The organism is Brevibacillus sp. YAE8 (assembly GCF_057543335.1).
Genome location: NZ_BAAIYG010000015.1, coordinates 61,728 through 87,659, shown reverse-complemented (window position 1 = coordinate 87,659; position 25,932 = coordinate 61,728). Strand labels below are relative to the sequence as shown.

Annotated in this window: 31 protein-coding genes and 1 pseudogene; 3 read left to right on the top strand and 29 right to left on the bottom strand. The window is 50.4% G+C overall.

Annotated features, from left to right (window positions below):
* Window positions 1-19: 19 nt before the first annotated feature.
* From AC27IT_RS17480 to AC27IT_RS17430, 11 genes are all read right to left on the bottom strand, one after another.
* On the bottom strand, window positions 20-922 hold the full coding sequence (locus tag AC27IT_RS17480; protein ID WP_025843821.1) for a peptidyl-prolyl cis-trans isomerase: 903 nt from the start codon (window positions 920-922) through the stop codon (window positions 20-22).
* A 38-nt stretch (window positions 923-960) separates the two neighbouring features.
* Entirely contained in the window at window positions 961-1,833 is an 873-nt protein-coding gene (hslO, locus tag AC27IT_RS17475; protein WP_005833694.1) for an Hsp33 family molecular chaperone HslO, read from the bottom strand.
* Between the two features lie 153 nt (window positions 1,834-1,986).
* Window positions 1,987-2,931 carry a sigma-70 family RNA polymerase sigma factor gene (locus AC27IT_RS17470; protein WP_007787227.1) on the bottom strand — a complete coding sequence of 315 codons (945 nt, stop codon included), beginning with the start codon at window positions 2,929-2,931 and terminating at the stop codon, window positions 1,987-1,989.
* A 251-nt stretch (window positions 2,932-3,182) separates the two neighbouring features.
* On the bottom strand, window positions 3,183-4,142 hold the full coding sequence (locus AC27IT_RS17465; RefSeq protein WP_005833696.1) for an ABC transporter ATP-binding protein: 960 nt from the start codon (window positions 4,140-4,142) through the stop codon (window positions 3,183-3,185).
* Window positions 4,143-4,168: 26 nt separating this feature from the next.
* Window positions 4,169-5,086 (bottom strand): C40 family peptidase, encoded by a 918-nt coding sequence (locus tag AC27IT_RS17460; RefSeq protein ID WP_005833698.1) that lies wholly within the window; start codon window positions 5,084-5,086, stop codon window positions 4,169-4,171.
* Complete coding sequence (locus AC27IT_RS17455; protein ID WP_283858524.1) at window positions 5,083-6,183, bottom strand: dipeptide epimerase; 1,101 nt, start codon at window positions 6,181-6,183, stop codon at window positions 5,083-5,085. Before AC27IT_RS17455 ends, AC27IT_RS17460 begins: the two co-directional genes overlap by 4 nt.
* A gap of 150 nt (window positions 6,184-6,333) precedes the next feature.
* On the bottom strand, window positions 6,334-7,992 hold the full coding sequence (locus AC27IT_RS17450) for a peptide ABC transporter substrate-binding protein (RefSeq protein ID WP_283858523.1): 1,659 nt from the start codon (window positions 7,990-7,992) through the stop codon (window positions 6,334-6,336).
* Window positions 7,993-8,124: 132 nt separating this feature from the next.
* Window positions 8,125-9,150, bottom strand: a complete 1,026-nt coding sequence (locus AC27IT_RS17445) for an ABC transporter ATP-binding protein (RefSeq protein WP_005833705.1) — start codon at window positions 9,148-9,150, stop codon at window positions 8,125-8,127.
* Window positions 9,151-9,155: 5 nt separating this feature from the next.
* Window positions 9,156-10,043, bottom strand: a complete 888-nt coding sequence (locus tag AC27IT_RS17440) for an ABC transporter permease (RefSeq protein ID WP_369750419.1) — start codon at window positions 10,041-10,043, stop codon at window positions 9,156-9,158.
* Between the two features lie 26 nt (window positions 10,044-10,069).
* Window positions 10,070-11,008: an ABC transporter permease gene (locus AC27IT_RS17435; RefSeq protein WP_283858522.1), complete on the bottom strand. Its 939-nt coding sequence runs from the start codon at window positions 11,006-11,008 to the stop codon at window positions 10,070-10,072.
* A 198-nt stretch (window positions 11,009-11,206) separates the two neighbouring features.
* Window positions 11,207-11,548 carry a DUF3870 domain-containing protein gene (locus tag AC27IT_RS17430; RefSeq protein WP_005833711.1) on the bottom strand — a complete coding sequence of 114 codons (342 nt, stop codon included), beginning with the start codon at window positions 11,546-11,548 and terminating at the stop codon, window positions 11,207-11,209.
* A gap of 652 nt (window positions 11,549-12,200) precedes the next feature.
* Here AC27IT_RS17430 and AC27IT_RS17425 point away from each other — a divergent pair.
* Complete coding sequence (locus AC27IT_RS17425) at window positions 12,201-12,386, top strand: hypothetical protein (protein ID WP_005833714.1); 186 nt, start codon at window positions 12,201-12,203, stop codon at window positions 12,384-12,386.
* Window positions 12,387-12,668: 282 nt separating this feature from the next.
* Here AC27IT_RS17425 and AC27IT_RS17420 read toward each other — a convergent pair whose 3' ends face one another.
* The 18 genes and pseudogenes from AC27IT_RS17420 to AC27IT_RS17335 all read right to left on the bottom strand — a co-directional run bounded on the left by AC27IT_RS17420 (window position 12,669) and on the right by AC27IT_RS17335 (window position 23,786).
* Window positions 12,669-13,166 (bottom strand): YpjP family protein, encoded by a 498-nt coding sequence (locus tag AC27IT_RS17420; protein WP_238503975.1) that lies wholly within the window; start codon window positions 13,164-13,166, stop codon window positions 12,669-12,671.
* A 27-nt stretch (window positions 13,167-13,193) separates the two neighbouring features.
* Window positions 13,194-13,505: a DUF3986 family protein gene (locus AC27IT_RS17415; RefSeq protein ID WP_007786408.1), complete on the bottom strand. Its 312-nt coding sequence runs from the start codon at window positions 13,503-13,505 to the stop codon at window positions 13,194-13,196.
* Window positions 13,506-13,701: 196 nt separating this feature from the next.
* Window positions 13,702-14,220, bottom strand: coding sequence for a hypothetical protein (locus AC27IT_RS17410; protein ID WP_369750413.1), 519 nt, complete (start codon window positions 14,218-14,220; stop codon window positions 13,702-13,704).
* A gap of 124 nt (window positions 14,221-14,344) precedes the next feature.
* The gene (locus AC27IT_RS17405) at window positions 14,345-14,761 is read right to left on the bottom strand and encodes a hypothetical protein (RefSeq protein ID WP_283858521.1); all 417 of its coding nucleotides are present in this window, start codon (window positions 14,759-14,761) and stop codon (window positions 14,345-14,347) included.
* A complete protein-coding gene (locus AC27IT_RS17400) occupies window positions 14,761-14,913 on the bottom strand; it encodes a hypothetical protein (RefSeq protein WP_005831460.1) in 153 nt (50 codons plus the stop codon). The genes AC27IT_RS17405 and AC27IT_RS17400 overlap by 1 nt, the downstream gene beginning before the upstream one ends.
* Before the next feature lie 3 nt (window positions 14,914-14,916).
* Window positions 14,917-15,324 carry a hypothetical protein gene (locus tag AC27IT_RS17395; protein WP_005831463.1) on the bottom strand — a complete coding sequence of 136 codons (408 nt, stop codon included), beginning with the start codon at window positions 15,322-15,324 and terminating at the stop codon, window positions 14,917-14,919.
* Between the two features lie 169 nt (window positions 15,325-15,493).
* A complete protein-coding gene (locus tag AC27IT_RS17390; RefSeq protein ID WP_005831465.1) occupies window positions 15,494-15,694 on the bottom strand; it encodes a hypothetical protein in 201 nt (66 codons plus the stop codon).
* Between the two features lie 40 nt (window positions 15,695-15,734).
* Window positions 15,735-15,881, bottom strand: a complete 147-nt coding sequence (locus AC27IT_RS17385; protein ID WP_197187061.1) for a hypothetical protein — start codon at window positions 15,879-15,881, stop codon at window positions 15,735-15,737.
* A 15-nt stretch (window positions 15,882-15,896) separates the two neighbouring features.
* Window positions 15,897-16,736: a hypothetical protein gene (locus AC27IT_RS17380; protein WP_283858520.1), complete on the bottom strand. Its 840-nt coding sequence runs from the start codon at window positions 16,734-16,736 to the stop codon at window positions 15,897-15,899.
* Window positions 16,736-17,425, bottom strand: a complete 690-nt coding sequence (locus tag AC27IT_RS17375) for a hypothetical protein (protein WP_283858519.1) — start codon at window positions 17,423-17,425, stop codon at window positions 16,736-16,738. The genes AC27IT_RS17380 and AC27IT_RS17375 overlap by 1 nt, the downstream gene beginning before the upstream one ends.
* A 206-nt stretch (window positions 17,426-17,631) precedes the next feature.
* Window positions 17,632-18,981 (bottom strand): ATPase, T2SS/T4P/T4SS family, encoded by a 1,350-nt coding sequence (locus tag AC27IT_RS17370; protein ID WP_025843815.1) that lies wholly within the window; start codon window positions 18,979-18,981, stop codon window positions 17,632-17,634.
* A complete protein-coding gene (locus tag AC27IT_RS17365) occupies window positions 18,981-20,099 on the bottom strand; it encodes a CpaE/TadZ family protein (protein ID WP_005831473.1) in 1,119 nt (372 codons plus the stop codon). Before AC27IT_RS17365 ends, AC27IT_RS17370 begins: the two co-directional genes overlap by 1 nt.
* On the bottom strand, window positions 20,096-20,884 hold the full coding sequence (locus tag AC27IT_RS17360; protein WP_005831475.1) for an SAF domain-containing protein: 789 nt from the start codon (window positions 20,882-20,884) through the stop codon (window positions 20,096-20,098). The genes AC27IT_RS17365 and AC27IT_RS17360 overlap by 4 nt, the downstream gene beginning before the upstream one ends.
* Window positions 20,881-21,753, bottom strand: a complete 873-nt coding sequence (locus AC27IT_RS17355) for a P-loop NTPase family protein (protein WP_005831476.1) — start codon at window positions 21,751-21,753, stop codon at window positions 20,881-20,883. Before AC27IT_RS17355 ends, AC27IT_RS17360 begins: the two co-directional genes overlap by 4 nt.
* A gap of 2 nt (window positions 21,754-21,755) precedes the next feature.
* Entirely contained in the window at window positions 21,756-22,520 is a 765-nt protein-coding gene (locus AC27IT_RS17350; RefSeq protein WP_005831478.1) for a hypothetical protein, read from the bottom strand.
* A gap of 155 nt (window positions 22,521-22,675) precedes the next feature.
* Window positions 22,676-22,954: a hypothetical protein gene (locus AC27IT_RS17345; protein ID WP_005831480.1), complete on the bottom strand. Its 279-nt coding sequence runs from the start codon at window positions 22,952-22,954 to the stop codon at window positions 22,676-22,678.
* A 108-nt stretch (window positions 22,955-23,062) separates the two neighbouring features.
* Window positions 23,063-23,425: pseudogene (locus AC27IT_RS17340) on the bottom strand (DUF4046 domain-containing protein); the annotation flags it as partial.
* A gap of 136 nt (window positions 23,426-23,561) precedes the next feature.
* The gene (locus tag AC27IT_RS17335) at window positions 23,562-23,786 is read right to left on the bottom strand and encodes a helix-turn-helix domain-containing protein (protein WP_487092007.1); all 225 of its coding nucleotides are present in this window, start codon (window positions 23,784-23,786) and stop codon (window positions 23,562-23,564) included.
* Between the two features lie 269 nt (window positions 23,787-24,055).
* Between AC27IT_RS17335 and AC27IT_RS17330 the strand changes: the two genes are divergently transcribed.
* Window positions 24,056-25,393 carry an FtsK/SpoIIIE domain-containing protein gene (locus tag AC27IT_RS17330; protein WP_487092006.1) on the top strand — a complete coding sequence of 446 codons (1,338 nt, stop codon included), beginning with the start codon at window positions 24,056-24,058 and terminating at the stop codon, window positions 25,391-25,393.
* Window positions 25,281-25,922, top strand: a complete 642-nt coding sequence (locus tag AC27IT_RS17325; RefSeq protein ID WP_487092005.1) for a replication-relaxation family protein — start codon at window positions 25,281-25,283, stop codon at window positions 25,920-25,922. The genes AC27IT_RS17330 and AC27IT_RS17325 overlap by 113 nt, the downstream gene beginning before the upstream one ends.
* Window positions 25,923-25,932 lie beyond the last annotated feature (10 nt).

The window sequence follows — 25,932 nt, the reverse complement described above, 5'->3', positions numbered from 1 at the left end:
TCAACGGTTGCCCAATTGGTCAATGAGGCATTTGCCCAGAAATCTGAACCCCTACCGATTTGCGCAACCGTTCCAGGACAGTATCGAGAGATTCTACCTGCGCAAAAGCAATTTCCCGGCGCAATTCCTCTTTTACCTCTTCGAACGACCGCTGTGTAGCCTCCCTGCTTTGCTCCAGGTGATAGATCACGTAGTTGTCGTCGACCTTGACCGGCTCGCTGTTTTCTTTTGCCTTGAGCTTTTCTATCGCGTTCCACGCTTCGTCAGGCAACTGGTGGTCGCGCAACGATACCCAGCCCAAATCGCCGCCAATCGCCGCTGTTCTGCTGTCGATGGAGCGTTCCTTGGCGAGCGTCTGGAAGTTGGCGCCCTGCTTGAGTTCGGCCTGAACCTGCTCCGCCTCTTTTTGCGATGCGACCGCAATTTGCCACAGGCGTAGCTGCATCGGCCGCGTATAGCGCTCTGCCCTGCTTTCGTACACTTTCAACACTTCGTCGTCACTGATGGAGATATCTTTGGTGGCCAACGTTTGCAGCAAAATTTGATAGGTAATCTCCCGCTTCAAGGCATCGACAGTCGTTCCAGCCTGCTTTTGCAGCGCCTGTTGAAACTCGCTGTCTGTCCGGCTGCCGTAGCTGTCCCGAATCTGCGCCAGCTCCCGCTCGACCTGATTCGGATCCGCGCTGATTCCCAGCCGTTTTGCCTCCTGGAAAACTACCTCGCGATTCACCAGGTCGTCGAGCACCTGCTTCCCGAATTTTTGCTTGAGCGCTGACACGTACTCGGCTTCGCTAATGGTCACATCCCCCACGATGGCCGCAGGCTGCAGCTTGCCTGACGACTGGTACCAGGCCCAGGTCACGGCAAGCAGCAACAAAACAAGCGCCCCGATGAATGCCCACAACCCTTTTACATTGGTCATGCCATCCTCTCCCCTAGCAGACGCCGCGCGACTTTTGCCTACATGTCTTTCATGATGTCTTCCAGCGCGGTTCTGTCAAAATGATATCGTTCGTTGCAAAAATGACAGTGAACTTCCGCTTCGCCCTGTTCTTCAAGCAGACTCTCCATCTCTTCACGTCCCATGCTAATCAGAGCCTGGATGACTTTGTCCTCGTTGCATTTGCAGTTGAATTGAATGTCTGTGCGGCTCAGGTACTTCGGCTCGTCCAGGACGCGCGCCAAAATTTCCTCTGGCGTCAGCCCCTCGCCGATCATGCGGGATACTTGCGGAAGTTGCCCCAGCCGTTCTTCGATTTTCGCCACAACTTCTTCAGGGGTGTTCGGCAAAAGCTGGAGAATGAACCCGCCAGCCGCCAAAACGGAGCGATCTTCCGGATTGACCAGCACGCCCACCCCTACGGCAGACGGCGTTTGCTCCGACGTCACAAAGTAGTACGTGATGTCTTCGCCAATCTCTCCGGAGACGATCGGCGAGCTGCCTTGGTACGGCTCTTTCAGTCCAAGGTCTTTCGTCACGTACACGAAGCCATCTGTCCCGACTGCGCGCGCAACGTCCAGCTTGCCTTTTTCATTCAGCTCAAAATGAACCTGCGGGTTGGTAGCGTAGGCGATGCCGTCTCCATCGGCATTGGCCTCCGCGACGATCTGGCCGATCGGCCCTCCCCCTTTTATTTTGACAGAGAGGCTTTCGTTTCCTTTTAACATGGCGCCCATCATCAAAGTCGCCGTCAATGTGCGTCCTGTCGCGGCGGTTGCTGTGTTCCACATGTCGTGGCGACGGCGCATTTCTTCTACAATCCCTGTTGTGCGCGCGGCAAAAGCCCGCACATGTCCGTTGAATCCGGTTGCTCTTATCAAATAATCGCTCATCTGGCGATCCTCCTTCTTCCATGCAAAAATCAAACTGCCTCTATCAGTTTACCACAAGAAGACGAACGTACGCGCCTTCCGCTGTTTGAACTGACACTTGCACGTTTCCATGCAAAAAAACCCCCTCCAAAAAAGAGGGGGCTGGTGAAGACATCAGGTCAAATAGTCTTTCAACACTTTCGACGCTTTTTGCGTTCGCAGTCGGTCAATCGTCGTCGCTTCTATCTGGCGGATTCGCTCGCGGGTCAGGCCGAACATTTTGCCCACTTCCTCCAGCGTGTACACATGGTCGTCGTGAAGGCCGTAGCGCATGGAGATAATCTCCTGGGCGCGGGGACTGAGCCGTTCCAATGCCGCATGCATTTGCGAACGCAAGTCCACCTTTTCAATCCAGTCGTCCAGCGAGGACAATCCATCGTCCATGATCTCGGCATAGCTGAGACATTCTTCGTCATGCTCTGCCTGCCATTTTTCGCTGTCCAGCTCGGCATCAATCGACTCCATTTTCATCATCAGCGCCTGCTCGATCGCGTCGACTTTTTCCAACGGTATGTCGAGCAGTCCTGCAATCTCGTGTCGATCCGGGGTGCGGTTCAGAGCGTGAATCAGATGCAATACTTGCTTTTGATATTGGCGAATCTGTTCATGCATGTGGACAGGAATGCGGATCAAGGTGCCTTTGTCGTTGATCGCACGGGTGATCGCCTGGGAAATCCACCAATGCGAGTAATGATAGAGACGTACGCCGCGTCCCACATCGAATTTGTCTATGGCGGTAAACAATCCAATCGTGCCTTCCTGAATCAGATCCAGGAAAGGCATGCCTCTTTTCAAATGGCGCAAGGCTGTACTGACAACATAGCGCAAATACGCGCGCACAATCGTTTCACGTGCCTCCATATCGCCGTGCTGCTGATAGCGAATCAGGCACGCCAACTCTTCTTCTTTGTCCAACATGGGTGTTGCAGCGACGCTTTCCAAAAACAGCAGGGCGGAAGTGTCAGATCGGAGCGACCTGGGCACGACGATTCCCAACTGTGTTTCTACTTCCCGCCAGCGACGGGGAGTGGAATGGAATGAGGAGGTACTCAAAGTCATATGCAACCCTCACTTCTCTGGAATGGGAGTTCACGATGAAGTTAGGCGAGTTACGAAGTTGTTTACTGTAACCGTATTTCGACAAAACTTGTTTGATTCCTGCCAGTTTACAGAATATTAACAGTTCTCCCCTTAAATCCTTGCTGGTAAACCTTCCTTAATATAGAAACGCGACCGCTCGACAAAAAGCCATCCCTTGCATGAGGGACGGCTGAAGAAAAATGTCGAATGCTGTAACAGCGATATGCTTTTTATTGATAAAGATGACAAGCAGCAAAATGATTGGTGTCCACTTCCTGCCAGACAGGCTTTTTCTGGGCGCACACCTCTTTTGCCACCGGACAGCGCGTGCGAAACACACAGCCGCTGGGCGGGTTGATCGGGCTTGGGACATCGCCTTCGATAATCTTCCGCTCACGGCTTTTTTCCAGATCGGGATCGGGGACGGGAATGGCCGACAGCAATGCTTGCGTGTACGGGTGTTTGGGGGATTCATAGAGCTTTTCGCTCGTGCTCATCTCGACCATGTTGCCCAAATACATCACGCCGATCCGGTCGCTGATATGCTTGACCATCGCGAGGTCGTGGGCGATGAACAAGTAGGTCAAGTTTTGCTCCCGCTGCAAATTTTTCATCAGATTGACCACCTGTGCCTGTACCGAAACATCCAATGCCGAAATCGGCTCATCCGCAATAACGAATTTCGGATTGACGGCAAGCGCCCGGGCGATCCCGATCCGTTGCCGCTGCCCTCCACTGAACTCGTGCGGGAAACGGTTGGCATGCTCTTTTTGCAAACCGACCATTTCCAGCAGCTCGATGACCCGCTTCGCCCGCTCCTTGCCTTTGTACAGCCCGTTCAACTGCAGACCTTCTCCGATAATTTCGGCGATATTCATTCGCGGATTCAGTGACGCGTACGGGTCTTGGAAAATCATCTGGATGTTTCTCGTAATCTTGCTCCGCTCGCCCGCAGAGGCTTTGTGCACGTTCAGCCCGTCGAACAGCACCTCCCCGGAGGTCGGTTGGTACAAACCGATGATAGTGCGGCCTGTCGTTGATTTTCCGCAGCCAGATTCGCCTACCAGTCCAAATGTCTCCCCTTCGTATATGTCAAAGGAGACGTCGTCAGCCGCCTTCAGCGAGAGTCCTTTGCCAAGCGTAAAGGTTTTTGTCAGGTTCTTTACCTGGACCAGCTTTTTTCTTTCCATCTGGCCAATCCTCCCCCGTTATCCTTTTACCAGTATCGTCTGGAGATTGCATGCTCCTTTTTCAGCTTGTAGCCATCCAGCTTGACGATTTCGATAGCGCTGCGCGAGTCAGGCGAATGAATCATTTCGCCATTGCCCATGTAAATGCCGACGTGATGCACTCTGCCGCGTCCTTCTTCATGGGCAAAAAACAGCAGGTCGCCCGGAAGCAAATCTGCTTTTTCCACCAGCAGGCCGTCTCTCGCCTGATCGGAGGCGTCGCGGGGAATCTGAATACCTACGGAGCGGTGCATGTTGTAGGCAAAGCCGGAGCAGTCATACCCGTAGGAGGACATGCCTCCCCACAAGTAATGCAGGTTGAGGAAACGCTTGCCGGCCTCCACGATGGCTTCGCCGCGGTTGCCAGCCAGCTCGATCGGCTCGTTTGCGCGTACGATCGCTACGTCTGCTTTTGGCAAAAGCGCTTCGCCGTCCGGTACCGCTACCTTCACCCACTCGGCGCCGTCCTCGACGAGCGGCAGCCTGGTCAGGAACGCAAGCTCGATGCCCGGCTTTCGCTCCAGCGTGTGCAAACGGCTAAAGGCCGCCGTCACCATCGCCAGCTTTTGCCCATCCTGTACGTCAAAAGCAGCAGACCATGGAGAAAGCTGGCGTGACGGAATCCAGCCCGGATAGCCGATCTCGTTTTTGCTGGTCGATTGGTCCGGGATCAGGACGTGTGCCCACTCGCCCTGCTCCTCGACGATTTCTACGCGAGTGCCGAACAGCGCTTGCGTCTGAATGGCGTTGTTGTCGTAAAAGCCAAGCTTTTCGTCGATAGACAGCGACTGCAGCCAGCCGCGCGCGTCAACCGGAACGGCGATAGCCGCCTGATCGATGTCACGTGGAGATTCCGGCTTTGTCCATACAGTCGCGACCGAAACGGATACGATTGCTGATTTCATTCCTGTTCTCCCCCTTCCCACAAGCTGACCGAACGGATGCCGAGTCCCGGCGCTTCCGGCATGGTCATCAGGCGGCCCTCGTAGGTCACGCCGCCATCAATGCCATCGTGCAACAGCATCAGCGGAGCATCGAAGTCAAAGCGGGTGATGTTTTTCTTGCTGGCTGCGAAGTGCGCTGCCGCCGATACGGCCAGACGCGATTCGATCATGCTGCCAACCATGCATGGAATGCCGTGTTCTTCAGCCAACTGGTTAATCAATTGCGCTTTGAAAATGCCTCCCGCCTTCATCAGCTTGATATTTATCATGTCGGCTGCGCGGTTTTGCAAAACCTGCAGCGCCTGCGCCGGCGAAAATACACTTTCGTCAGCCATGATCGGCGTATCGACCGAATCTGTAACCCGCTTCAAGCCTTCCAGATCATGCGCTTTTACAGGCTGTTCAATCAGTTCGATGCCCAGTCCCATGTCCTCCATTTTGCGAATCGACTGAATCGCTTCCTTCACGTTCCATCCCTGGTTGGCATCAAGACGAATCTTCACCTGATTGCCCACGGATTTGCGTATTTCCTGGATGCGCAAAATGTCATCCTCGATATTGTCCTTGCCCACCTTGATTTTCAGCACGTTAAAGCCTTGCTGCAAATAAGCTGCTGCATCCTCGCCCATTTCTTTTGGCGAATTGACGCTGACCGTATAGTCGGTCTCCAACTGGTCGCGGTACCCGCCGAGAAACTGGTACAGCGGCATGCCCGCCCGTTGGGAAATCAGATCGTACAGCGCGATGTCCACCGCCGCCTTGGCACTCGTGTTTCCCACCATGGATTGGTGCAATGTCTGGAAAACGCACTCGTAGGCAACCAGGTTGAGGCCGATCAGTTGCGGCTTCATCGTGTTCAAAATAGCGGACTCGATGCTCTCGATACTGTCCCCGGTAATGACGACCGTAGCGGAAGCCTCTCCCCACCCAACCATGCCATTGTCGCACGTGATTTTGACCAGTACGGACTCCAGGCTGTTCACCGTGCGCAATGCCGTTTTAAACGGTTTTTTGAGCGGAACAGAAATTCTCTTCACTTCGATGGCTTGAATAATCATATTTTCCTCCATCTTTTCTAGCACGTGTGCTTTCTTTATCTGTATTTTTTCGCTAAGACAAACTAAATTATAGCACTATTGAAAAATTCAGCAAAAAAGGGGGGAGAGTCATTCCATCCGCCTGAAATGACTTCTCCCGGCCAACTTAGTTTACTTCACGACCGCTTTTCTCAAATCCGTGTAGCTGAGAGAAGAGCTTTGGATTCCGCTGACCTGGTCGCTGGTCAAAAGCGAAGTGTTGTAGAAGTAGAGTGGAGCTACTGGCGCCTCGTTCAGCAAGATTTTTTCAGCGTCATGCAGCATTTGCAGACGTTTGGCATCGTCTGGCTCTTTGTACGCGCCTTCGATCAGCTTGTCGTACTCCGCATTAGCCCAGCCAGTGCGGTTGCTGCTGTTTTTCGACTGGAAGATGTCCAGGAAGTTGATCGCATCCCCGAAGTCAGGCAACCAGGAAGAACGGGCGATCTGGTATTCCAGTTTCTTTTGCATATCGGTCAATACTTGCCCTTCTACTTTTTGCAGCTTCACATCTACACCCAGCGTTTGCTTCCACATTTCCTGAGCGGCCTGGGCTGTTTTTTCGTTGGCTGTGCCGCTGCGATAGGTGAGCGTTACTTCTGGCAAGGTGGTGTAGCCTTTTTCCTTCATCCCTTGCTCCAGCAGCCTTTTTGCTTCTGCTGCGTCGAACTTCACCAGGTCGCCGCCTACCTGACGGAAATCACCCGCGCCGTTGGCATCCGGCAAGCCAAAGGAAACGAATCCGGTACCCGGCTTTTGCTGACGCATCAACACGTGGTCAACCAAAGTCTGGCGGTCAATCGCCAGGCTGAACGCTTTACGGATATTGGCGTTGTCAAACGGCTCCTTGGTCACATTGAAGCGGTAGAACTCGGTGCCTGCGCCGTCTCTTACGTACACTTTGCCTTCCTTGAACAGTTGGTCAGCCATGTCTGCCGGAACGGTTGTAGTTCTGTGCAGCTCTCCGTTCGTAAACATTTGGTACTCGGTATTCTCGTCGTCGATCATTTTCCAGACAGCGCCGGCCAACGTTACGTTTGCCGCATCCCAGTAGTTCTCGTTTTTCATGATTTTCAATTCGCTGTCATGCTTCCACTCCGTCAGCTTGAACGGCCCGTTGCCCACGAAGGTAGAAGCCTCAGCCGCCCACTTCGGGTCTTTTTCCACTGTCGCCTTGTGCACAGGGAAAAACGCCGGGTTGGACGCCAGAAGCAACGTCCAGGAAGCAGGCTGCGCCAGTACGACTTCCAATGTCTTGTCGTCCAGTGCTTTTACTTTTACATCGTCAATAGAGCCTTTGCCACTGTTGTATGCTTCTGCCCCTTCAATAATGAAAGCGAGGAAGGCAGCCGGAGAGGCAAGCGCCGGGTCAAGCATGCGCTTCCAGGCGTACTCGAAGTCTTGTGCCTTTACTGGCTCGCCGTTGCTCCATTTGTTGTCGCGCAAAGTAAACGTGTACGTCCTGCCGTCCTCGGAAATTTTCCACTCGGAAGCTGCTGCCGGCTGCGGCTTCTGGTTCTCGTCCAGGCGCGTCAACCCTTCCATCAGGTTGTTCAAAATGTTGTAGGACGGCTCGTCAAATCCGAGCGGCGGGTCCAAAGAGGTAGGCTCTTTGATGTTGTTCAGGAGCAAAAGCTTTGCCGCTTGGTCTTCTGGCGAAGGCGTCTGCTGATTGTTTTCCGTAGGCGGTGCCGATTCGTTGTTCGCTGGCGCTTGCCCCGAGCTACATCCGGCCATGAACACGGAAACAGCCAGTGAAGCGGAAAGCAGGATAGTCGATAGTTTTTTCACTTTTTTCTTCCCCCTTATAGTTTTTATATGTCGTAAAAGGATAGCGCCGATAGACGACACCCTCTTTTACACCAGATGGCGAGCCTCACTATCTCTGCCAGGTGCTGTCAGATGCTGCCCGGTGCCGCCGACTCAAGTTCCCGTCGGCGCCTGCATGGCGGCCAGCACTTTTTTCGCACGCGGATCTTGCAGCCAACAGGATACGGAGTGCTTGTTGTGCACGTTCGTTTCCGCCGGCTGATAGTTCCGGCACACCTCCAGCGCATAGTCGCAGCGCGCCGCAAACGCGCATCCAAGCGGAGGTGCGAACAAATCAGGCGGAGTGCCGGGAATCGGACTGAGCGGTATCGAGCGATCCGCATCCAGACGCGGCATCGACGCGAGCAAGCCTTTCGTGTACGGATGTTGCGGATTGTAAAAAATGTCGCGTACAGGCCCCGACTCTACCACTTTGCCCGCGTACATGACGTTGACCCGATCGGCAATCTTGGCGACGACGCCCAAGTCGTGCGTAATGATGATGATGGATACCCCTGTTTTTTGCTGAATGCTTTTGAACAGGTCGATGATTTGCGCCTGAATCGTGACGTCGAGTGCGGTCGTAGGCTCATCCGCTATGAGAATGGACGGTCGACAAACAAGCGCAATCGCAATCATGATCCGCTGACGCATCCCGCCGCTGAACTGGTGCAAGTACTGCTTGAGACGGCTTTCCGGGTTGGCGATTCCGACCAGCGTCAGGATTTCGATAGCCTGCCGCCTCGCCTCGCTCTTGGCGACTTTTTGATGGCGAATGATCCCTTCCATGATCTGCTCTCCGATGGAAATGGTCGGGTTGAGCGAGGTCATGGCGTCCTGAAAGATCATGGAAATTTCCCGCCCGCGCAGCTCGCGCATTTCTTTTTCCGGCAACGCAACCAAGTCCTTGCCTTTGAACATCACACTGCCGCCAGCGATTTTTCCGATATGCTCCGGTACGAGGCGCATGATGCTTTTGGCCGTTACGCTTTTGCCACAGCCGGACTCGCCGACAATCGCCAACGTTTCCCCTTTGTTCAAGGAAAAACTCACGTCACGGACTGCATTCACTTCTCCTCCGTGCGTCTTGAACGTGACGCGCAAACCGCTTACTTCCAGCAATTTTTCCGTTTTCTCCACGTCGTCTACCTCCTTGCCTTCGGGTCGAACGCATCGCGCAAGCCATCACCGAGCACGTTGAACGCAAGCATCGTCAATGAAATGAAGAAGGCCGGGAAAAACAGCCTCCACCAGTGACCGGACAAAATGGTCGAAAGCCCGTCGTTGGCCATCACGCCCCAGCTCGCCATCGGAGCCTGCACGCCGAGACCGAGGAAGCTGAGAAACGCCTCCGCAAAGATCGCGGATGGAACCGACAAAGTGACGTAGACGATAATGATGCCAATCGTATTGGGCAGCAAATGCTTGCGAATGATGTAAAACGGCTTCGCTCCCATCGTCTTTGCCGCCAGCACGTATTCGGAGCTTTTCATTTGCAGCACCTGTCCGCGAACGGTCCGAGCCATACCGATCCAGCCCGTAGCGCTCAACGCGACGATAATTGTTCCAAGCCCTGGCCCCATGACTACCATCAGCAAAATGACCACCAGCAAATAAGGCAATCCATAGAGGAGGTCGACGAAGCGCATCATGATGTTATCGACTCGCCCACCCAAATAACCAGCGATTCCGCCATACAAGACACCGATGAAAAAGTCGATGAGTGCAGCCATAAAACCGACAAACAAGGAAATGCGCGCCCCGTACCATACACGGGTAAATACATCGCGTCCGAAATCATCGGTACCAAACCAGTTCGTCGCGGACGGCGCTTTGTTTTTCATGAGAATGGATTGTTTGGCATACTCGTGTCCCGATATCAAAGGACCAATGGTAGCCATGACGCCGAGCACAATAATGATGACAAGTCCCATCAAAGCAAGCTTGTTTCCTCTCAGCCGCTGCCAGGCTTCCTGCCAGAATGTCAGTTGAGGTCGCACAATCGCTTCCGAATTGAGGTTGTCTTTGCGCATCGGGATAAACAAGTCGTCAGAAACGATCATCCTTCGCTCTCCTTTCGATATAGCTTGATTCGCGGATCAATAATGCCGTACAAAACGTCGACGACAAACATCATGAAAATCAGCAGGGCGCTGTAAAACACGGTTGTACCCATGATGACGGAATAGTCGCGGTTGATAATCCCCGCTACGAAGTATTTGCCCATCCCCGGAATCGCAAAAATTTTCTCGATGACAAAGCTCCCTGTCAACACGTTGGCGATGAGCGCACCAAGCAGCGTGACGACGGGCAAAATCGCATTGCGCAAGGCGTGTTTGAACACAATCGTGGCAGGCTTCAGCCCTTTTGCTTTGGCCGTTTCGATATACTCCTGCGTCAATATCTCCAGCATGTTTGTCCTCGTCAGACGAGCGATAATCGCAATCGGCCCAAACGCCAACGCCAGCGCAGGCATCACCACATGCTGCCACGATCCCCATGTCGCTGTCGGAAGCAGCTTCCACTCGACAGCCAAATATTTAATCAGCAAAGGCGCGACGACAAAGCTGGGAATGGATATCCCGAGAACGGCAATCACCATCGCGGCGTAATCAATCAAACGGTTATGGCGCAACGCAGCAACTACGCCAAGCCCTACCCCCGAGAAAATGGCAAACACGACGGCAATCACCCCAAGCTGGAACGAAACCGGAAAACCGCGGGCAATCATTTTGTTGACGGTATCGGAAGCATTCGCCGTCGACGGCCCCAAATCAAACTGCACCAGCTTTTGCAAATACAAAACATATTGGACAACGAGCGGCTTATCCAGGTTGTAGTAGGCGTTGAGGTTTTGCTCCACTGTCGCGTTCAGCGCTTTTCCTTCTTTTTCAAAAGGCGACCCGGGCACCGCGTGCATCAGAAAAAAAGTAACGGTAACAATGAGCCACAGCGTAACGATCATGGAGATAAATCTGCGGAAGACAAAAGATAGCAAGGACTCTCCTCCTTTAACTCAGAAATCCGTGAACAAGCTGGTGGGCAAAAGCTGTTTTGTTCGCATCCCGGGCGGAAGCGACGGACTTTCCCTATAAGCAAAAAACCCAGCAAATGCACACTCCTCATGGCATTTGCTGGGTTTTACTTACGTGTATGCCGTGCATACGAATAAATAAAGCAGCAGTTGTTTTCTTATTCACTTGGTGACTTCTGCTTTACTTCTCGCGGAAACAGCCTGTTTGTACTTCTTTTGCGCATCCTTGAATGCAGCAATCAATGTTTTTTGCGAAGATCCAAAATACCGATAGCGAATCTCTTCCCCAATCTCCTCTGACGCAAAGATGGAGTGGCCGATAAAAATCGACCGGGCAAAGTCAGACGTCAGTTGCACCGTAGACGAACAAGCCGCATCTACGATTTTGTCGTTGGTAGTATCCACGACCAACCCGATAAAAAAAGCACTGAACTGCTGCGTTATCGGATTGTTGGATGAAGATTGCGCATCGCCCACGATATAAATGGTATCTTTATCAAACAAATCAAAAACCCCACTTTTATCATGCTTAACGGACCGGCCATGCGGGACGTTCGGAGTGCTACCTCCTTACAATCGCAAGCTGGCTAAGCACTTTCTTACATATTAACAGAATAATTCGCAATTTGTAAATAAGTCTGACTAATCTTTCGTGGGGGGTGGGGGATGGGTTGGGGCGGTGCTTTGGAGTTGTGCTTTGAGGGCATGTTTTGGGGGCGTGCTTTGGAGCCGTGCTTTGGAGCCGTGCTCTGGGGGCGTGCTCTGGGGCCGTGCTCTGGGGCGGTGCTCTGGAGCCGTGCTTTGGAGCCGTGCTTTGGAGCCGTGCTTTGGAGCCGTGTTCTAGGGCCGTACTTTGGGGGCGTGCTTTGGGACCGTGCTTTGGGGGCGTGCTTTTTAGCGATACTTTATGGCAAAGACTCGATGCTATGATTTACGGTGGTAGATTTTGGCCAGTGATTCAGAAGGAGCTTGCAAGTTGCTCGTGGTACCTTTTAGGTGCTTTGGTTGTGGATAACGGTATAAATTTGATTCGCGCCAGCGCCTAGATGATGCAGGATTGTGCAGGGACTTATATTCTTATGTGGAATAAGTTACCAAAATGTATTGAGCTTTTTTGATGGCACGTACGCTTGTCTGTTCTAAAGGGGAGAGAAATATGGAAGACCTCCTGTCAATTGCTTCGGGCATCGCAGGGTTCATGATATGCAAGTACAGCTTCACCAAACAGGAAAAACCGTTAGTTTTCAAGGATTTGCTGTTTGAGTATGTCGTTACTGTCGGGTTTTGTTATTTGTGCAAATGGGCGATTTTTGCTGGCTCGACTGTTTTGGAGCTGTTTTAAAATTGTTTTGGGTGGATGAGAAATAGGTTAGGGGATTGCAACTCGCTCATCGAACATTTTTATTTACCCCTAACTTACAATTTATGTTAAGGGATTCTTCAAAGGACATTCCTATCCTGTATCACTCGACAGAACGAAAAAAATCCCCGCCGTAGCGAGGGAATTTTAAAATGAATTACTACTCTTGTCGGCATTTTTAACCTAACTAATTGTGCATAGGTCACTTAAAGAGTACACACCAGGAAATATTTGGTCAGATTACCTATCAAAAAAAGATATGCATTACCATCCGGCTGGCTTATTTTTGCCCATATAAATTTCAGCAATATCATGATGTTCAGACATATCAGGGGTAATATGGTAATGAACCCACAGGTAATAGCCATCCGGTTTTTTTAATAACTTAGCATCCAAACGGAAAATTTCTTTATTTTTATCGAATATTGCAAAGACCCTTTCTCCGCCACCAGGGCCTTTTATCGAGATATCCTCAGCTTTTTCTAACAAATCATCTAGCTTTTTTTTGACTACCGGCCAAACATCATCTGCTACCTTTTTTCCAAGTTTTTTGACGGCATATCCTGCGGCTGACACAATAATTCTAGCAACAATTGGTGCAACTCTTTTTTCTTTATTACTCTTTAATTCAACTTTATTCTTGGAGTCCACAACAGGACTTGATTGTGTTTTAAATTCTTTGGCAGAAGCCACTTCAGAAATCCCTACACAACCAGTAAATACAGCTATAGCTAATAGTAGCGCTGTTATCTTTTTGAACATATGAAACGTGCATCCTCCATTCTATTCTTACATCTCCTGATATTTATATTGCGACTTATCCTTAGCACGAGGTAACAAGACCTCATTTACCCAACTGGCAAACAGATTGTTAATCTCTTCTACATCCAGTTCATCTTTTTCATAATGAAAGATAACTATATCTTCTGATGTATCTGATGAACCTAGATCATGAAAGTTATCAGAAAATAATACATCCCATCCCTGACTATTTTTCTTTTTCCAAACGCTTCCTTCGATATCGTACCCATCCTCACAGTATGTAAGATGGAAGTGACGATCTGTTAAATACTCTTGTTCAACTTTCTCCCAGTCCAACACGCAACCCACACTCCTAATTGTAAATATACCGACATAATTATATGTTAATAAATTCACGATGTCGTTGTTTGTAAAAATTTGTCAAACACTCATAAAAAAGTTAATATTTTTTGGTTTAATCTAAAAATCAGTGCTTGACAGTCAGTCCAGCAGACGATGGCGGCATCGATGGACAGAGCACCAGAGCCGCCTCAAGCTAAAACTTCACTTCCTCCACCGAAACCACTGGAAAGGAATGCCCAGGCAGCATCGGCAGGAACGGCCTCTCGTCCACGTAAGCGACAACGATGTGGGACGGTCCCACCATCTTTTTCGGAGCGAGCTGCAGCTCTTCTCCCCGCTCGGTCACAACTGTAATTTGCAGTTGACCGCCCCCTTGGCGGACAGCTCCTGGCGTCGCGCTCACGGTGACGAAGCTGTCTCCGTTGTACTGCAGCCGCAACGTCAGATCCTGCCGCCAAGCGCGGAAATCCACGTAATGACGCACAAATGGAATCGGGTCGGTGGTCACGCTTTTCGCTCCTGGCACGTATGAATGGAGCTGGCGCTGATACCCGCCATTTTCGCTCATCCTGCGGTCAAAGCGCTGTAGCGCCTCGTCTTCCAGCAAATCGATGACGCCCTCTGTCTTCAAGACAGGATCAATTGCAAAGGTGGCATGATGATTGGCCAGCTCCAGCAGCATTTTTATTTCCGTTTTTTTCTGCATCGCCATATCAGCATCGACGACAAACGTACCGATCAGCAAAAAAAGCAACAGCGCCGATATAGATAAAATGTTAATCCCCGTATGAATATCCTCCTAATGCAGTCCTCTCGTCTATCGAGAGTGCACATGTTTACAGATCGTAGTCCATGACGTTAATCGTCCCCTGGCGAGTGACCTGCAACGTTTCAGCAGGTGCGAGAATCCATGAAGTAAAACCGGGATAGGGAATGGTCAAAACAAGGGAAAACTCGTCTGCATGACTCCATAAAACAGGATCGGCCGAATGCGTGCGCGTCACACTTACAGACATCTCCCGCTCGGACAAGGAAAACCGCTTTTCCACCAGTTCCTTTGCGATAAAAGCCCGCACTTCCTCCTGCAGCAAGCTTTCATTGGTCCCTCCGCGGTTGCTGATGTATTTTGTAGCAGCAGCGCTGACCTCCATCAGCTCATTTTCCGCCTGCACGACCGTGTGTACCTGCAATAGCCCCAGACTCACCATCAACAACAGCATGACATTGAGAATAACGGCAACAAGCTGTCCCATCAGGCTGTACCGAATCTCGTCACCTGGACGAGCAGATCACCGAAAAACTGCTTGCAAGCCGACAGGAGGTTGTCGGGACCTGTAAAAAGCACCCCCACCGTAAGAGGCAGTACGAGAACAAGCAAAACCAACATGCTAATCATTTTATTCATGGACTACCACCCTGGGTCAAAATATTCGGAGGGGCGGCTCCCTGTAAAAGAAAAGGCAGTATCGCCCTCCACAAATGCATTCAGCCATTTTGCCACGTTGGACGGCGTAACCGTAACAGTAAGCGTGACGGACTCTTTTTGCTCTTTACGTGCCCGCTCTCCCATCGTTCGCGGCCAGCTACCCGCAAATACATCTGCTGTTACGTCCCAGCCAAGCTCGGCCATTTTTTTGGTATAGTATTCTGCCAAAGCCGGGTCCAAATAGCCGATATCCTGCATGTCATCGAGAATATCCGCATATATGCCACGAGCAATGGCTCTCTCCATGGCGTACAGATGGTAGGCTCCTACTCCGGAAATTACGAACAGCAGCACCATCAGGCAAACGAGAAATACTTTTGCTTTGACCATCGCTTACGAGACGACTGTTTTCTTTTTTAATGAAAGATAACCGTCGCAGCTCGATACACCCTTTCCTGTTGAGTCTCACGAAGCTGTTCTTCTGGCTGCAAGTTCCATAGGAACGCGCACAAGCTCCCTGCCATTACGACGATAATGAGAAAAACATGATGGTGCAGCATCAGTTTGACGTATAGGCTGTGCCGTTCTGCATTTTGAAGTTGATGTTTTCATTTCTTGTGTCGTAATTCAGTGATGTGATGGAACGGTTAATGCTTTCGGCAGAATCGTTTGCAGCGGGCGATAGTTCATTGCCGTAAGAGCTTACACCGATCCCCAGGACCATGACGCACGCAAGGAAAATAAAAAACATTTTCGACATTGTGGCACTCTCCTTTTAGTAGTTAACTAGAAAAGCCATGCTACGGTATCGCTTTATCAATCCAATCAACTGCTCGATCTCGCAGTCCGCCATCCTGAACAACTGATGCGTTGATGTGCGAGAGGCTCGACACGATGATTCCCAAAGTGAATACGATGCACATGATAATGGACAACAGTTTGGTCAAGCGCTTAGCCTCCCTTTAGGTTAAATACTTGGCCAAAATTTCTGTCAGCAGCTTGTACCAGGGAAACATAGCAACCAACAACCCCATGTAAAAAGCCGGGTAAACGATGACACTGTAGCCGATACCTAGCGATTTTATTTTTTTGCGATGGCGAAACATCCTGCGCTGATCGACGGCCCATTCCATGCGCTGCATCGTTACACTGACTTGTCCCGCGCTTAGCTGCTCAATAGTGCGCATGCTGGAAACGAGAATAACGCCATCATCGACCCCCAGCTTGCGTTTGAAGCTTTCCAACGCTTCATCCGGATCTTTGTTCCACTCTGACAAAGTTGGGACATACTCTTTCAGCTTTCTCGTAGGTCTTGCCGCTTTTACCATGGCATTGTAGACAGGCACCTGATTTTCCAGCAAGGTTACATAACGGTTGATGAAGCGGGCTATGTCTGTGCTCAGCATATCCTCGCGATTGCCCGCCCACATCTTCAGAGCCAGGTACGGAAGGAAGTACCCCCCTCCCGAAGCAAGACACATCGACAAAAGCGGAAATGATTCAACACGGCACAAAATTGCCCAGAGAAGAACGAGAATGCAAACGGCACTTCCACACAGCAGTTGCAGAAACAGCCACTCGGCTTTTCCCCAACCAAATGGCCTCCCTGCCCGGGAAAGCAACTGTTCCCATTGTTCATCTTCGTCAGATTTGACCGTCCTCTCCCACTTTTTCCACCACTTCGCAGAGATGAACAGCGCAGGCCTTTGGCTTTGCACCAAATACTTTCCGACGAAGAAGACAGCGAGAAACATAAATAAAGAACCCAAACCCAACCACGTGTACATGACGAGCAACTGCATTACCGATACCTCCTCCCCCAAATGAACGCAAGCAGGATGGAGAATGACCAGACGGTTACCGCCAGCGCTAAAATAGCCTGTCCGTCAGGGGTGTAAAAATAAAGCCGATACGAATCTTTCAACAATCCCTGGTTGTAAGGAATCAAGCATATGCAGATGGCAATGACGATTAAAAGGCTGATCCAGATCGAGTATATTTCGCTGTCCCGCTCATGTTTTTCGTCCTGCTGCACAAACATTTCATTCGTCAATCGGTTCAGAGGTACCTGAATGTCTTCGGTCTCCCCCTCCAACCCACTGGCGATGTACATGGCAAAATCAAATGCCCATGGATGATCCAGCCTTTGCGCAAAGCGTTCTACCGCTACTGTAGGATTCCCGCCATCGGCAAGGGTGTTGTTCAGCAGGAGCAAATCTGGCAGAAGCTCCTTCGGACATTCTTCAATCATTTCCCGAAAAGTCAGCACAATATTTTTCCGGCTGTTATAATAGCGGGCAAAAAGCTCCACAAAGCGGCAAAATGAACTGATTTTTTTGTTGATCCGAACCGTATAACGGGCGTACAGCAAAAGAGTAGGCAGTAAAAGAAACAAGAGAAACAAAGACAGAGAGACAATCAGGTTGCCCAGCAAGACTCCCGAAGCAAATCCCGCGACACCACCAATCAAGGAAAGCAGCAGATGAGCCACGGGTGTACCTCCCCCTATCTGACACCACCGATCGTATCGCTCATACAGCATCCGCCTGGTGGCATGCTGCAAAAATTTTTCTCTCCATGCTTCTACCGTGCGGGGAAAGAAAACTCGGGGAGCAGTCCAGTTATGGTACAAGTACACTCCGGTGAACATAAAACCGATAAACAGACAGACGACCATCGGAATGAGTAGCGAATAAATCATAGCTGCCTGCCCAGATCAGTAAGACGTAGTTCTTTCAATACATCAATGTTCGCTCTCCCGACGTAGCACATATACTCCACCAGATGAGGACTTAGCTGCTTTCCTGTCCATTCATATGCACCCGTTTGCACATTGCGACTGACTAGCGGGATCGATTCGACGCGATTGAAAGTGTCGTTCCATTCCGTAACATGAATGGCATCGACAAAACGGTGACCGTTATTTCGATAGGTAAGCGAGTTTACAAAATTGACTGCCCTGCTGATCCTTTCTTGCGTCAACTCGACACTTCGTCCCCCATACTGATAAACGAGGTCTGTCAGGTCATGTAAAGCTTTATGGGGAAAACGTTCATGCATTGCCGCAATCGTAGCATCCGTCCCTCTGATTCCCGCATTGACAAAATGGTACGCTTCGATCGGCTCGCGGATTTCACCGATCAAAATCGTATTGGCTGTTGAACGGTACATATCTTTGAAGCAGTTGCTCAGCTCAATGCCGATTTCTTCCACATTTTGCAGTTCAATGACTTCGCCCGGCCATACATCGGCGAATCGCATCTCATGCTCGCTTTCGAAAATGGTAATGTACTCTGTCAGCGGGTCCTTGAGCTTCAACATGCACATCATCAAGGTTGTTTTCCCGGCAGCCATCGGTCCAATGACAAGAACGTTGCCCCGTCCGTGCACTTGCTGTTCGAGCAGCCATTGCACAGGCTCGTCAAAAGTCGGCCGAGGCTGTGTCCGAAGCTGGTCAAGCGAGAAATCCGGAGTCGTGAACCGCCTGACAAGAATCGTGGGCACTCTTGAATATGGAAAAGTAAACATGGTTAACCGAGCTTTAAGAGCATGGAGATACCCGCTCAGACGAGGTTTTTTCTCGTTAAAAGACAGACCGGCAGCATTCGTCAGCTTTTGTTGAAGTATCTCGACTTCCTTCCAGGTAGGAGTGTAAGAGAGAAACTTTTTCACTCCTTGTTCCAGGTACGCTACTCGTCGATCAGCGCCTATCCGCACTTCTTCTACCCACGGAGACAAATGCAGAACGGCGTCAAGTATTCCCCAGCCATAGGTCGAAAACACAAGGCCTTCGTAGCCGTTGACATGCGGCAAAATTTCCTCTGATATCGGACGCTTGAGCACTTCTTCAAAGTAATGCTGCAAGCGCAAAATAATATGGTTGTGGCTGTCGCGGTCTCCTTGCTCGGCCAAAGAGAGAATTTGCTGCATCTCCAGCTTTTCTTCGCGCGTTTTGCCAAAGTGATTCAAGTAATCTCGAGCCGCCTGCTTTATTTCCTCAATGTCGTGCAAATTGGCTGTGCCCCTGTTCAGCTCTGCTACTCTCATCAACTGTACACCACGCTTTTTTCAGCAAGGTCTGCTTTGGCAATTTCCTTGAGACTGCTGATGTACGATTTGGGCGGGAAAAACTCTTCGATCAACACACTGCTGCTTCGCTGGGATTGCATCAGCCTGCTTGGCGATATGCGAGGAACCACACCGTAGAGCGGGATATCTTCTCCAATCCGATAAGGCTGGCCTGGCTCCTGATGGCTTAGCAAAACCTCGCACTGTACACCTTTTTCTCGCCAATGCTTAAGCCACTCTTTCGCGCTTTCGATGCCAAAGGGATCAGCGCGAACAAACAACAGATTGCGATCAGCCGTGAAAAGCAAACGCTGCATGGTCTCTGACTCCGGGAAGCAGTACCCCCAGTCGACATACACATGGTCGAATTGCAGGCGAAAAGCCGCAAGCATATTGCTTAGCTCCGCACTCCGCCATTTGCTGGCTGCGTGCGCGTAATACAGATTGGGCATATGAGCGCTCTGTTTGCAGACGCTGCGCCAGTTTCGCCTAAGTGCTGTCTGGTAATCCAATAAATTTGGACGAAACAGAGATAACTGATGCTGCTGAAGCTTGAAAAAGCGGGTTAAATCGGGTTTTGCAACGTTCATGTCAAGAACGGCAATACTTTTGGTCGGGTACTGTCTGGCGAGCAAAATCGGGTAATTGATGCAAAACGTAGTAATTCCCGATGCGCCATAACTCATGAGGGCGTAGACCTGGCCGCCGCTTTCGCTGCTTTGGTGTTCCTTCCTTTCATGGACAAAGCCCAGGATCAGGCTGATTTTGCTGCGAATCTCTTCCTGTGAAAGCTGGGCAGACAGTACGTACACCATTTCAAGCTCCAGTTTCTCTGTGACTTGGGCAATGATTTGCTCATCCCGATACAATGGAACGATAATCAGCGGAGAGTGAGCAGGCAGTACACTTCGAACGGAGGGAAGCCATTCCCACGCCGGTGCTGCATACATCTCGGAAAAAACGACGGTCGCGTCCGGCTGGTACAGGTGAGCCAACCGGGGGAACTCCTCAGATGATTCAGCCACCAACACCTCGCTCGCAGTCGGCATATACGTCTTGGCTAACGACTTCATCGGATAACAAACTAAAATTTTCATGACGCTTGCTCCTTTGAAACCATGATATGGCCTACCTGCAGCATGCCGTATGACATTGCTTCGTTAAGGATTACGTACTCTCGATCCGTTAGATTGAATCCTAGAAAAGCAGGTAGTGCGGTGGGCTGCACCCGATAATCGTGATATTTTTTCTCGCTATTCGACTGAGGCTTTTCGCGAGAGCCGTTGAAGACCGCATCCATCTGATCTGGAGAAGGCAACAGGCTTGGTTTCAGAGTGTAGATCTCGGTGCCATTGCTGTCTCTTACGCTGGCCAGTTGGCTCTCAAACAGAAACTCCGCCGTGTCATTCGTCTTTTTGAATTGCACAGGCTCAGGGTAATCCTGCAATTCGGCCAGGCTCTTGTACTTGACCCAGATTTTCACGTGGTCGCCCTTGCGCAGCTCTGTCAAAGGCTGAATCGAGAGCAATGGAAACTCATACCGCGCCTCACCTTTTTCCGGCAGAAGCTGTGAATCTGTCAGCTTGGTTGTTAACAGTTGCTCACCTTGATAAATGGTTTGCGTACTCCTTTTGCCAATCACAGCGGTTATATCTCGTGCCGCTTCTGGGAGGATTTCATCAATTTCTTCCTGTACTAGCACCACATCGTCTTCTGTAATCGGCTCAAAAGGAGAAATTTCCTTTCCGGCAGCCACTTTTACGACTGGGGCAAACAGTTTTTCCGTTGCCAGCGCATCAATATACTGGGTGGCTGCATAGAAGGAGGAGCCTGCCAGGAGAAACGAGATCAGGCAGATAACGAGCATCGTTTGCTTTTTCATAACACCCTTCCTTTGTGAGCGTAAATCAGCGATTGAAACTCACTTTCTTGTTCTGGAAAAAGCTCCAGCAAAAAGTTGGCCTTTACGTGTGCCATCGCGGCTTTCTCTTCATCAACGAGTGGAATCTGGTAATCAATTTGCGGAAAGGTCTGGCCCCAGAGTGAGAGCGTCCCTTTTACTTTTTTCATGACAGTTGAACGCGCAAAATGTGCATTCCATTTGTTTGCGATAAATCTCAATTTGCTTTTCTCTGTCACCCACCAGCTCGGGGCTGTCTCTACCAGGAACAAGCGAGTAAGACGTGCGATATCTGTATCAAAAACAACCCACACTTCATCAGCTATTTCGAAAATTTGCCTTGCCTCGCTTTGATTCCAGTGAGAAGAGATATCTATGAAAACAATCGGACTGTCTTTGCTTACTCGAAGTATCCAGTTGGCTATATCCATGCGGGAAGATTCTTGCTGACCATGAAAAGGGGTGTCGATCTGGATGCGAAGTTGGTTATTTTGCATGAGGAGCAATGATGTTGGAGAAAAATTCTTGAGTGATCGAACTCTGCGTTCGTAATCAAGAGCGAAGTAGAAGTAAGAAGTTTGATTTGGCATCTCGCAGAGCGTCACGGGTATTCCTTGTCCCGCCCAGGCGTACGCAATATTGCCGGCCACAAAACTGGCGCCTGCCTGCGGGTACAAGCTGGTTACAGCGATGCATTTGCGAATGATCGCCTCTTGCTGTTCCACCGTATGAGGGGAAGCCAGCTTTTCCTTGAGCAGTCTCCATTGCCGTTCTTCTTCGGAAGTATGCGTAAACTCCTGCTGTTCCAAATCACGGAATTTGGAGACGAAACGGCTCATTTGGTGAAACATGACTACCCCACCTGGGAATCATTCGATTTATTTTTTCCCATGAGGTATTTCTCGAATTTCTCAACCATTTCCCTGACAGTGAGTGACTTGCGGTGGTAGTAGTAAATTTTCCGCAGACGCTCCCGCTCTTGTGGGGTCATTTCCGGCTTGACTTTGGTTGCCAGGTCAATGAGCAGCGCTAGCTCTACATTGTTCGGTCTCCCTCTGCGCGGTGGGTTGGCGAACAACTCCTGCTGCTTTTTATCAAAGGCGTTTGGGTATTCAAGCAGCCACATATCAACCAATGTTTCAATATCTGTCTGACTGCGAACCCCCAGCTTCATCAAGTATTTAAAGTAGTGAGGCAGTGAACGTTCTTTCAGCAAGCCGCTCTTCCACCTGGCGACAAATCCATCTGGCATGGTTAAAAGTTTGGTTACGTCTCGGATGAGTGCTGTCCGATTTTGCGATTGGTACTGCACCACTGCGTCTTTCACCAGCGTGAACAGAATGTCGTGATAGTTCGCATCGCTATAACCGTTTCCATACTCGACGATATACCATTCCTCTACTGCCTTATCAAAGTCTCTGCGGCAGTTGGACAGTTGGAGCTGATTCAGATGTTCATAAAACTCTTCCAGATCATACTGAACCATGAACTCCTCCTGGTAGTCGCCGAAAACGTAAGCGATAAATGCCTCTTTCAGTTCTTCCAATGACACCAATTTCAGACCATTTGTCTCCTGATAGCAGCGGTTGACCAGTTCGATTGCGCTCTTTGCCAACACGTTAAAGCACCCCCTAATTTTTTACAATTTTATATAATAATAGACATTTTGTAACATCTTTCGTCACTCGTCAAATCTTTTTTGTCAATTTTTGTAACGGGTTTGTGAATTTTGGATCGCCCCGCACGCATCCGTGCAAGGGCGATTTTTTCGCACTACTCAGCCCACAGGTAAAGCTCCTCTCCTGTAGCGAAAAGCAGTGCAATTCTTCCTCCCCGCTCGATGACGGTTGGAGCATTCTCCATCACAATCAGCCCGTCATTGAGTACAACCCTGTCCCCAAATCGATGAAAGCTTTCGATTTGGAAACTTCCCAGCGGCAGCCTTTCCAATGAAAGGTGCCTGCCGGGCTTGTGCTTCTGATAGCGTACATGCCGCCCAAGAAGCTGCTCCACGGATGCAGAGCGCTGGTGGTGAGCCTCTACTGTTGCCATGCGCAACGCCTCCTTCTCTCACCTGTAGAGTACGGCCGTTTCATGTGCTTATAAGCCAATGAAACTATGTATACCGTAAAAAAAGACAGAGGGCGTTGGCAAATATTTTTACTCAGCTTCCCAATAAACCGGATCGCTCAGTTCCGGGTACATCTCCGTCACCATGTCGAAAGGAGAAAAGTACAGCGTATCGACAAGAATTTTCAGTTTGAATTTTTTCAGGAGCGAATAAGCCCGCTCCGTCTTGCTGAACAGTCTGGGCAGCTCGCGCATATCAGACAGCTTCAGCAAGTGCTGGCACATGTAATCGACGCACACTTTGGCGCGCTCCTCGCCCTTGACGCTCTGGAAATAGGCAGGAGGAAAATGGCGGCGAATGCCTGACAATACCTCCTGATAAACCCACAGCACCCGTTGCTTCTCCGGCAGGCGAGGTAGATGCGGGTAGGCATACTCCACAATGTAGTACACAATAAGCACAAAAAACCTTGTAATATCAGCATTAATCGCGATCTTAAAAGGAAATTGGGGACAAATTGGGGACAAACCCCGCAAAACCAAACAAACATTCGCAAAAAATATGCCCTTCCCGTTCGGGAGGGGCTCTTTACATTCGCCAAAAATCCTTTTGGTCAACTTTATGCCCTTCTTTACGAAGAGCGTCTAATACTTTCTTCATTGTGCTTCCGGAAGGGATGTAATCCCCCTTTGAACACAAATGACTGACCGTTGTCTTGCTGAGCTTAGCTGCTTTTTCTAGCCATCGCTGCGAAATGCCTTTTTTGTCCAAGTATTTACCAAGTTTCGAACGTTCCTTTCCTAGTCCAAACATAAGATCACCTCATCATAAGGGTTGGACAAGTTCATAAATTTTAAACCCATTTCGGAAAGTTATTTTGGAATATCGGACAATCCGTGCAGCATCAGATAGTTCCAAAGATGATTCGCAACGCTGTTCGCTTTACCATTCGCATCGCTGGCGTATCCCGCGAACGTGAGAACGAACAGGAAAACGCGGCAGCCACAATTGTTTTGCGCCAGAGTACGAGTTCGTTTTTTACGCAACTGTTTCTTGCAGAAACAACAGTGAGGTGGTGCAGTTTGCTTTTGGAAATCGTGTCGTCGGCAGTCATGGGAAGTGTGGCGCTGTACGCTCATCTTCGACAGTCTGGTGTATCGAACGACAGTGAGAAACTGAACAAGATTTTTTCCTTGACTGGCCTCAACGTCAGAGACAAAGACAAAACCTACACGGCGCAGCTCGTCAAAAAAGTGAATCACGCATGGGGAACAGAGTACAGGTACAGGATTCCCCTCGGTCGCAGTTTCGAGGACTACCAGGCGAAGCTGAACCACATCCAAGACGGTCTGAATAACCGTAAGACAACGTTGCAGTTTACCTGGTCAGACGTCAAGGCATTGGATCGCGAGCGGCCCCTGCTCCCCCAGATTAAAGAACTGCTCGCGAAGAAAAAGGCAGCGAGGAAAGAAGTGGAACTGTCGTATGACGGACTACTCAAAGTGAAGGTTTACAACCGCCCTCTACCCGCGCTGGTGAGGTATGAGGACGTTCCGGCGTCCGGCAGTTGGTCTGTACCCGTTGGCCAGATACGCGAAGGCAACACTATCATCCAGCATGACTTCGAGCAGATACCGCACATGGTTGTCGGCGGCGCTACCCGGTACGGCAAGTCGAACTACCTGAACATGCTGATTGCCACTCTGTTGTCGCAGCAGCCGGAACATGTGCGCTTTACGCTGGTCGATCTGAAAGGCGGCGTGGAGTTTGCAGGCTACCGCGATATAAAGCAGGTCGTTCACTATGCAGAGGAACCCGAAGAGGCAGAGGCGGCGTTGCTGGCTGTTGTCGAAGAAATGCGAGCAAAACAGCAGACTTTCAAACAGTGCGGAGTCAAGAACGTCCAGGAGGCAAAAGACCCGATTCGGCACTTTGTGATCGTTGACGAGGTCGGAGAGCTGAACCCGGATGAGGCCGTAACCAAAGAAGAACGAGCTTTGAAGGAACGCTGCCAGACTTACATGAGCCAGATTGCGCGGCTTGGTGCCGGGCTTGGTTACCGACAGATACTCGCCACACAGTACCCGACGGGTGACGTCATACCACGCCAGTGCAAGCAAAACAGCGACGCCAAGCTATGCTTTCGTGTGCAGACAGCAACTGCATCCCGGGTCGTACTCGACGAAACCGGAGCCGAGTTGCTGCCGGAGATCAGGGGCCGCGCCATATACCAGACGGCCGACAAGCGGCAGATCGTGCAGACGCCGTTTATCGAGCCACAAACCATCCGGCAGAGTGTAAAGCCACATGTTGTTATCAGGCCAAGAAAGGAGCATGTCGATGTTGACCGCAACAGCGAAGCGAATAGAGCGACAAGAACAGATACTGCACAGCTTGGACAGATTCGGTTTTTTGAGTAGAAGCCATCTCCAGAGGCTGCATCAACTCGGCGGCGAAAGGAACGCGCAGAAGGTACTCAAGCAGATGGAAGATTACCTGTGCAGCTTTCGCGAGGAAGGATACGGGGCCGTTTACCACCTGAACCGAGCTGGCAGGCAGATGATCGGATCCCAAAAGATCGTCAAGCGCACGCTGCAGGTCAGGCATACACTTATGCGTAACGACTTCTTCTTCTACATGCGCTGCCCCATCAACTGGCGGCATGAGATCAAGGTTACGGACGGAACCACCACGATCATCACAGACGTTCACTTCCTAAAGAACAGAGTCCATCAGTTTTTGGAAGTGGATAACACGCAATCCATGACGGAGAACGCGGCAAAGATCAAGCGTTATCGGGAATTGTTTGATCGAGGGGGCTTTCAGAAGCAATTCGGTTACTTTCCGACTCTGCACATTGTCACGGTCAGCAAGAGCCGTGTAAGACGCTTCGAGGAGATGTGTAAGGGGCTACCCGCGCAGGTTTACTGCATCGAAGACATCAAGTGAGGAGTGGTCA

What these genes read in the sequence shown, in the direction of transcription:
- AC27IT_RS17480 (WP_025843821.1), bottom strand. Translation starts at nt 922, where the DNA reads ATGACCAATGTAAAAGGGTTGTGGGCATTCATCGGGGCGCTTGTTTTG.
- hslO (WP_005833694.1), bottom strand. Translation starts at nt 1,833, where the DNA reads ATGAGCGATTATTTGATAAGAGCAACCGGATTCAACGGACATGTGCGG.
- AC27IT_RS17470 (WP_007787227.1), bottom strand. Translation starts at nt 2,931, where the DNA reads ATGACTTTGAGTACCTCCTCATTCCATTCCACTCCCCGTCGCTGGCGG.
- AC27IT_RS17465 (WP_005833696.1), bottom strand. Translation starts at nt 4,142, where the DNA reads ATGGAAAGAAAAAAGCTGGTCCAGGTAAAGAACCTGACAAAAACCTTT.
- AC27IT_RS17460 (WP_005833698.1), bottom strand. Translation starts at nt 5,086, where the DNA reads ATGAAATCAGCAATCGTATCCGTTTCGGTCGCGACTGTATGGACAAAG.
- AC27IT_RS17455 (WP_283858524.1), bottom strand. Translation starts at nt 6,183, where the DNA reads ATGATTATTCAAGCCATCGAAGTGAAGAGAATTTCTGTTCCGCTCAAA.
- AC27IT_RS17440 (WP_369750419.1), bottom strand. Translation starts at nt 10,043, where the DNA reads ATGCGCAAAGACAACCTCAATTCGGAAGCGATTGTGCGACCTCAACTG.
- AC27IT_RS17425 (WP_005833714.1), top strand. Translation starts at nt 12,201, where the DNA reads ATGGAAGACCTCCTGTCAATTGCTTCGGGCATCGCAGGGTTCATGATA.
- AC27IT_RS17420 (WP_238503975.1), bottom strand. Translation starts at nt 13,166, where the DNA reads ATGTTCAAAAAGATAACAGCGCTACTATTAGCTATAGCTGTATTTACT.
- AC27IT_RS17410 (WP_369750413.1), bottom strand. Translation starts at nt 14,220, where the DNA reads ATGGCGATGCAGAAAAAAACGGAAATAAAAATGCTGCTGGAGCTGGCC.
- AC27IT_RS17405 (WP_283858521.1), bottom strand. Translation starts at nt 14,761, where the DNA reads ATGGGACAGCTTGTTGCCGTTATTCTCAATGTCATGCTGTTGTTGATG.
- AC27IT_RS17400 (WP_005831460.1), bottom strand. Translation starts at nt 14,913, where the DNA reads ATGAATAAAATGATTAGCATGTTGGTTTTGCTTGTTCTCGTACTGCCT.
- AC27IT_RS17395 (WP_005831463.1), bottom strand. Translation starts at nt 15,324, where the DNA reads ATGGTCAAAGCAAAAGTATTTCTCGTTTGCCTGATGGTGCTGCTGTTC.
- AC27IT_RS17390 (WP_005831465.1), bottom strand. Translation starts at nt 15,694, where the DNA reads ATGTCGAAAATGTTTTTTATTTTCCTTGCGTGCGTCATGGTCCTGGGG.
- AC27IT_RS17380 (WP_283858520.1), bottom strand. Translation starts at nt 16,736, where the DNA reads ATGCAGTTGCTCGTCATGTACACGTGGTTGGGTTTGGGTTCTTTATTT.
- AC27IT_RS17370 (WP_025843815.1), bottom strand. Translation starts at nt 18,981, where the DNA reads ATGAGAGTAGCAGAGCTGAACAGGGGCACAGCCAATTTGCACGACATT.
- AC27IT_RS17365 (WP_005831473.1), bottom strand. Translation starts at nt 20,099, where the DNA reads ATGAAAATTTTAGTTTGTTATCCGATGAAGTCGTTAGCCAAGACGTAT.
- AC27IT_RS17360 (WP_005831475.1), bottom strand. Translation starts at nt 20,884, where the DNA reads ATGAAAAAGCAAACGATGCTCGTTATCTGCCTGATCTCGTTTCTCCTG.
- AC27IT_RS17355 (WP_005831476.1), bottom strand. Translation starts at nt 21,753, where the DNA reads ATGTTTCACCAAATGAGCCGTTTCGTCTCCAAATTCCGTGATTTGGAA.
- AC27IT_RS17345 (WP_005831480.1), bottom strand. Translation starts at nt 22,954, where the DNA reads ATGGCAACAGTAGAGGCTCACCACCAGCGCTCTGCATCCGTGGAGCAG.
- AC27IT_RS17335 (WP_487092007.1), bottom strand. Translation starts at nt 23,786, where the DNA reads ATGTTTGGACTAGGAAAGGAACGTTCGAAACTTGGTAAATACTTGGAC.
- AC27IT_RS17325 (WP_487092005.1), top strand. Translation starts at nt 25,281, where the DNA reads ATGTTGTTATCAGGCCAAGAAAGGAGCATGTCGATGTTGACCGCAACA.